This window comes from Chamaesiphon polymorphus CCALA 037, from assembly GCF_003003845.1.
Taxonomy (GTDB): Bacteria; Cyanobacteriota; Cyanobacteriia; order Cyanobacteriales; family Chamaesiphonaceae; genus Chamaesiphon; species Chamaesiphon polymorphus.
Genome location: NZ_PVWO01000339.1, coordinates 1 through 6630, shown reverse-complemented (window position 1 = coordinate 6630; position 6630 = coordinate 1). Strand labels below are relative to the sequence as shown.

Below are 6630 nucleotides of genomic sequence, written 5' to 3'. Positions count from 1 at the left end.
CATCCACCCATCCACCCATCCACCCATCCACCCATCTACCCATCCACCCTCTTCTACCATGACTTCGATCGATCGCAGTTATCACATCACCACCTTTGGCTGTCAGATGAACAAGGCTGATTCCGAGCGCATGGGTGGGATCTTAGAAGACATGGGATTTCAATGGTCGGACGATCCGTTTACAGCAGATCTCGTCCTCTACAATACTTGCACCATCCGGGATCTGGCCGAACAGAAAGTTTACTCCTACTTGGGCAAACAAACCCGTCGCAAAAAAGATAATCCCGATTTGGTTTTGATTATGGCTGGCTGCGTTGCCCAGCAGGAAGGAGAAGCCCTTTTGCGCCGCATCCCCGAACTAGATCTGATTATGGGGCCACAACATGCCAATCGCCTCGAAGACCTGTTACAGCAGGTATTTAGCGGTGCTCAGGTCGTCGCTACCGAGCCGATCCATATTATCGAAGATATTACCAAACCGCGTCGCGATAGTAGCGTTACGGCGTGGGTAAATGTCATTTATGGTTGCAACGAACGCTGCACTTATTGCGTGGTACCCAACGTGCGGGGTGTCGAGCAGTCGCGCACGCCAGAGGCGATTCGAGCTGAAATCAAAGAATTAGCACGCCAGGGATATAAAGAAGTAACCTTGCTCGGTCAAAATATCGATGCCTATGGGCGCGATTTACCTGGCTCTACTGTCGAAGGTCGTCATTCACATACGCTCACAGATTTACTCTACTATATCCACGATATTGAAGGGATCGAGCGGATTCGGTTTGCGACGAGTCATCCGCGTTATTTTACCGAGCGGTTGATAAAAGCTTGTACCGAATTGCCCAAGGTGTGCGAACATTTTCACGTCCCATTTCAGTCGGGCGATAACGATATTCTCAAGGCAATGTCGCGGGGTTATACTCACGAAAAATATCGGCGAATTGTCGATACAATCCGTAAGTATATGCCCGATGCGTCGATTAGTGCCGATGCGATCGTCGGATTTCCAGGCGAGACTGAAGAACAGTTCGAGCGGACACTCGAATTAATTGCCGATGTCGGTTTTGATATGGTAAATACGGCGGCTTATTCGCCGCGTCCGAATACACCTGCGGCGGTGTGGACTAATCAATTGAGTGAAGAGATCAAACTCGACAGGTTGCAGCGAATCAATCATCTCGTTTCTCAAACGGCGATCGAGCGATCGGGACGGTATCTCGATCGGGTAGAATCGGTATTAGTGGAAGAACGCAATGCTAAAAATACCGACCAAGTTTTGGGCAGGACTGGCGGTAATCGGTTGACATTTTTCAATGGCGATATTGAAGAATTGCGCGGCAAAGTCGTTCCTGTCAAAATCACTGAAGCGCGGGCATTTAGTCTTACTGGCGATATGGTGACGAAGATAGAATGATGTAGCTAAATCTTAATTGCGATCTAGACATTAAGTAACAAGGCATTCATCGTTGACCGATCGAATCTAGTATCATTAGATCGATCCTAAATATATATAGGTGAGAAGCTATGACTGTTGCAACTAAATTTATGAGTCTTGAGGAGTACCTCAACTATGATGATGGTACCGATACCCTCTACGAACTCGTGAATGGAAAATTAATTCCTATGCCCCCAGAAAGCTTTCAAAATCAGCAACTCTCTATCTCATTGTTAATTTACTTTTCACAGATAGGAATACCAGCACGACTACTTGTAAATCAGATAGCGATCGCTGTCACTGGTGGCAGAGCGACAGCAAGAATACCAGATCTGACAGTTCTTTCTGAAGATTTAGCACTGGAATTAAGAGAAACTAATCGATCGACAATTCTCGCAGATATGCCACCGCCTAGTTTAGTTGTTGAAGTAGTCAGCCCTAACCAAGACAAACGAGATTATCGCTACAAAAGATCGGAATATGCGGCCAGACAAATTCCTGAATATTGGATTGTCGATCCGATTTTAGATAAGGTGACAATTTTAGAATTGGTGGAAGGATTGTACGAAGAGAAAGTTTGTACGGGTGAAGAAGTTATTGCATCGCCACAATTCGATCGATTTCAATTAACTGCCCAACAGGTTTTAACTGGTAGCATTTAATTAGTTGATAGTTGATAGTTGATAGTTGATAGTTCAAAGCGATCGACAACTTCTTGCAAAGTAAAGTTGTTGTCAGCCATATTTTTTAGACCCGAATTTGGGTATCAGAACAATTATACCATGTCGATCGAGCCAGCCTTGGAGTTGAGCTAGTATGAGCGGAGAAGTTGGTGACTTGCAGAATTCGGGTACTCTAGAGAGACAGTGTATCGATCCGACCACATTCATGCTGAATCTCCAGAATATTTTGTCCGTTTTCCTGATATTTATCCCAGTGTCGATCGCGGGACACTTTTTGCATTGGAGCGATCCAGTGGTATTTATCACTTCTGCGCTGGCAATTATCCCCTTGGCGGCATGGATGGGCACTGCAACCGAAGAAATCGCCGTGGTGATGGGGCCAGCCTTGGGCGGGCTGTTAAATGCCACTTTTGGTAATGCTACAGAATTAATTATCGCGCTCGTCGCGCTCAATGCTGGCTTGATTGATGTTGTCAAAGCGAGTCTTACTGGCTCGATTATCGGTAACTTGTTATTGGTGATGGGCTTTTCAATGTTGCTGGGTGGCTTGAAATATAAAGAGCAGACATTTCAACCGATCGTGGCACGAGTTAATGCTTCTAGCATGAACCTAGCGGTGATTGCAATGTTATTACCGACAGCGGTAGATTATACCTCGACGGGTATCAGTACAGATGCAATTCAGAAACTCTCGATCGCGGTATCGATCGTGTTAATTGGCGTGTATGGTTTGACGTTGTTATTTTCAATGAAAACGCACACCTATTTATATGACATCGACGCGGATATGGACTTGGAAGAACTCGCTGACTCAAATTTGGACGGCGATACCGAACATGGAGAAGTTAATTTACCGTTGTGGATTACGGTGCTGTTAGGCTGTACGTTATTAGTTGCTGTCGAGTCAGAATTTCTGGTTTCGACGTTAGAAGTTGCGACAGAACAGTTAGGTTTAACGGCATTCTTTACTGGGGTAATTTTAGTACCGATCGTGGGTAATGCTGCTGAACATGCGACGGCGGTAACAGTTGCCATGAAAGATAAAATGGATTTATCTGTATCTGTTGCGCTAGGTTCGAGTTTGCAAATCGCCCTATTTGTTGCGCCAGTATTAGTATTAGCTGGATATATTATGGGTCAACCGATGAACCTCAATTTCAATCCATTTGAATTGGTCGCTGTAGGTGTTTCGGTATTAATTGCTAACTCGATTAGTTCTGACGGTCGATCGAATTGGCTCGAAGGTTCTCTGTTATTAGCGGCTTATCTGGTATTGGGTTTTGCTTTCTATTTCCACCCCGTGATTGACGGTATCGGTTAATTGACACTGGCATCATCTGGAGATCGATCGTCTACAGACGATCGGTAGCCTTTTGCTATCTCAAAAACCGAGCGTCAAATATATCCTATAACTGCCCCTCTTCCTGACTGTTAACATAGACATAATTACTACATAAAGTATTCTTATAGAAACCTTAAACAATCCTTAACCTAAGCATAATCGATAGATAGGTGAGGTTGCGCTAAGATGCTGCTGGCATCAAAAAATTTAGCTATAGACATCACAGAGTATTGTCAAAACTTAAAATTTTGAGATCGGTCTTTTCCCAATAAATTTGACGACTATACCCATGTTATCCAAAAATTTCGGTCGGTTTACCACTCTTACCGCAGTAGCAGTATCGGTTTTCGGTGCTCAGTTTGCAGCAGTGGCGCAACAAGTAACTCTTACTGGTGCCGGAGCGACTTTTCCTCAACCCTTGTATGAGAGATACATCCGTGAGATGCGCAAAGCTCACCCAGATATAAGAGTTAACTATCAAGCGATTGGTAGTGGTGGTGGGATCAAACAAACTATCGCTGGTACAGTGGACTTTGGGGCAAGCGATGCAGCTATGACCGATAGCCAAATGTCACAGGTCAAAGGTGGAGTATTGTTGATACCTACTGCGGGTGGCCCTGTGTCTGTATCGTACAATCTTCCTGTCAAAGGTCTCAAGCTGTCTAACAGAGCGTTAAGCGGAATTTTCTTAGGCAAAATTACGACTTGGAACGACCCCCTAATCGTTCAAGATAACAAAGGTCTTAACCTCCCAAATACTGCGATTAAGCCTGTAGTCAGAGCTGATGGTAGTGGTACTGCTTTCATTTTCACCAATCACGTCAGCGCAATTAGCCCAGAATTTAAGTCAGCAGTTGGTGGTAGCACAGAACCCAAATGGTCGTCAGGCTTTTTGAAAGGTAAAGGAAATCCTGGTGTCTCTGCTTTAGTTAAGCAAACTCCTGGCGCAATTGGCTTCATGGAGTACAGCTTCGCGCTCAAAAATGGACTCAACTCGGCTGCTGTTCAAAATGGTAGCGGTAGATATGTTGCCCCATCGCTCAAAGCTGCTAACCAAGCACTAGCTGATGTCCAATTTCCAGCAAATTTCCGCGCATTTGATATCAATTCGAGTCAGGGCTACCCCATTGTCGGCCTAACATGGTTGTTGATTCCTAGAAGTCAAAAAACTCCAGCTAAGGCTCAAGCCATCAAGACAATGGTCAGATGGATGCTTACCAGCGGACAGCAATTAAATGACGATCTCGGTTACACTTCCATTCCGAGCGGTGTTGCTGCTCGCGCGATCGAAGCTGTCGAATCCGGCGTGAAATAATCTAAATTTAACAATGTCTTCTCCTCAACACTTATCTGCGCCTGTGCCTACCGAAAGTATCTTAGGTAGGCGCAATCGCCCCCCCAAAAACGATCTAGCCGATCGATTATTCCGCTATCTCATGTATGCAGCCAGCGGGATATCGGCGGCTATTCTCTTTCTGATGGTCTGGACGATCCTCAAACAATCATTCCCAGCAGTACAAAAGTTTGGGTTAGGTTTTTTTGTCAGTCAGGAATGGAACGTCACTGATAGTAAATTTGGTGCCTTACCATTGATTTACGGCACGATGGGCAGTAGTTTAATCTCGCTGATCCTCGCCGTACCGATCGGGTTGGCAGTAGCACTCGTTACGAGCGAAGATTTACTACCACAAAGGTTGCGAACGGTTATTGCTTTCACGATCGAATTAATTGCTGCTATTCCCAGTGTCATTTTTGGCTTGTGGGGATTCTACTCCTTCATCCCCCTGCTCTTGCCATTCCAACAATTTCTCCATGCCAAGTTGGGTTTTATTCCCTGGTTTGGCAAGGAACCGACAGGCTCTGGCTTGATGACTGCTGGCATCCTATTAGGCATTATGATCTTGCCGACGATGGCGGCTGTTAGTCGAGAAGTTTTATTAGTGGTGCCTACTTATTTACGGACTGGCTCGATGGCACTAGGTGCGACGCGATGGGAAACAATTTTTCGAGTTGTTTTGCCCAAAGCTTTTTCGGGAATTCTCGGTGGCGTAATGTTGGCATTAGGCCGCGCTCTGGGCGAGACAATGGCAGTAACGATGGTCATCGGTAATGCCGAAAATATCAGTTCTTCATTATTTGAGCCAGCTAACTCGATTCCAGCGATTTTAGCTACTAAGTTTGCTGAAGCTGATGGTATGCACTCCTCCGCGCTGACTTATTTAGTGTTGATTTTATTTGCAATTACTCTAGCTGTTAATGTTGGCGCGATCGGGCTAGTAAGATTGGTCGAACGTAGCGGGAAATCTTAATTATGAACGAGTCATCAACAACTACTAATTTAACTACACCCTTGTCCCCAGCTCGAAGTTTATTCAATCGGGGGATGACTGTGTTAGCTTTTTGCCTAACTTCGATCGGGATCCTGCCACTAATCTCGGTGTTGTGGAATATTATCGTCAAAGGATTTCCAGGGTTGACAGCGACCATGTTCACCAAAGAAGTCATCGATGATGGGTTTGCTAATGCCATTGTCGGGACTCTAACCATGGTGGGAATTGCCTCGCTGTTGAGCATTCCAATCGGAATTGCAACTGGTATTTATCTATCTGAATACGCACCCGATAGTAAGGTCAATCGGACGATTAGATTCTTGACAACAATTTTGACTGGTGTGCCATCGATCGTGGTCGGGATTTTTACCTATGATATTATCGTTTTAAATACCAAACAATTAGACGCTCCATTCTTTTTTGGTCGCCAACTATTTGATTTTAATTTTAGTTATAGTGCAGTTGCTGGGGGCATTGCTTTAGCGATTATCATGCTACCAATTATCGCACTGACCACGGAGGAAGTTCTCAAGTTAGTGCCGATTACTTTTCGATTGGCTTCATCGGGACTTGGTGGCAATAAGTTTCAAACCATTACTCGCATCATTTTACCAACTGCGTTACCAGCAATTACAACTGGGATATTACTCGCGATCGCTCGTGCCTGTGGCGAGACAGCTCCGTTATTATTCACCGCTCTATACGCTCAATATTGGGCCGAAAATCTCCTGAGTCCCACGGCTTCGCTACCAGTCTTAATTTTTAATTTATATAACGACCCCGATCCAGTTAAAAATCAATTAGTTTGGACGGCATCTTTATTTTTACTAGGAATAGTTCTAG

General features: G+C 44.9%; 6 protein-coding genes. All 6 read left to right on the top strand.

Going from position 1 to position 6630, the window contains the following annotated elements; translation table 11 throughout:
• Positions 1–58: 58 nt before the first annotated feature.
• Entirely contained in the window at positions 59–1411 is a 1353-nt protein-coding gene (gene miaB / locus C7B77_RS20950) for a tRNA (N6-isopentenyl adenosine(37)-C2)-methylthiotransferase MiaB (protein WP_106309376.1), read from the top strand.
• A 110-nt stretch (positions 1412–1521) separates the two neighbouring features.
• Positions 1522–2094 (top strand): Uma2 family endonuclease, encoded by a 573-nt coding sequence (locus C7B77_RS20945; RefSeq protein ID WP_106309373.1) that lies wholly within the window; start codon positions 1522–1524, stop codon positions 2092–2094.
• A 226-nt stretch (positions 2095–2320) separates the two neighbouring features.
• On the top strand, positions 2321–3436 hold the full coding sequence (cax, locus tag C7B77_RS20940) for a calcium/proton exchanger (RefSeq protein ID WP_106309382.1): 1116 nt from the start codon (positions 2321–2323) through the stop codon (positions 3434–3436).
• 310 nt (positions 3437–3746) lie between these two features.
• Positions 3747–4772 (top strand): phosphate ABC transporter substrate-binding protein PstS, encoded by a 1026-nt coding sequence (gene pstS / locus C7B77_RS20935; RefSeq protein WP_106309370.1) that lies wholly within the window; start codon positions 3747–3749, stop codon positions 4770–4772.
• A gap of 13 nt (positions 4773–4785) precedes the next feature.
• Positions 4786–5766 (top strand): phosphate ABC transporter permease subunit PstC, encoded by a 981-nt coding sequence (gene pstC, locus C7B77_RS20930; protein WP_106309367.1) that lies wholly within the window; start codon positions 4786–4788, stop codon positions 5764–5766.
• Between the two features lie 2 nt (positions 5767–5768).
• Positions 5769–6630: phosphate ABC transporter permease PstA (gene pstA / locus C7B77_RS20925; RefSeq protein WP_106309379.1), on the top strand; the 862-nt coding region annotated here is incomplete at its 3' end.

Excerpts from the sequence above, each read along its gene's own strand:
- C7B77_RS20945 (WP_106309373.1), top strand. The coding sequence starts at position 1,522 with ATGACTGTTGCAACTAAATTTATGAGTCTTGAGGAGTACCTCAACTAT.
- pstS (WP_106309370.1), top strand. The coding sequence starts at position 3,747 with ATGTTATCCAAAAATTTCGGTCGGTTTACCACTCTTACCGCAGTAGCA.
- cax (WP_106309382.1), top strand. The coding sequence starts at position 2,321 with ATGCTGAATCTCCAGAATATTTTGTCCGTTTTCCTGATATTTATCCCA.
- pstC (WP_106309367.1), top strand. The coding sequence starts at position 4,786 with ATGTCTTCTCCTCAACACTTATCTGCGCCTGTGCCTACCGAAAGTATC.
- miaB (WP_106309376.1), top strand. The coding sequence starts at position 59 with ATGACTTCGATCGATCGCAGTTATCACATCACCACCTTTGGCTGTCAG.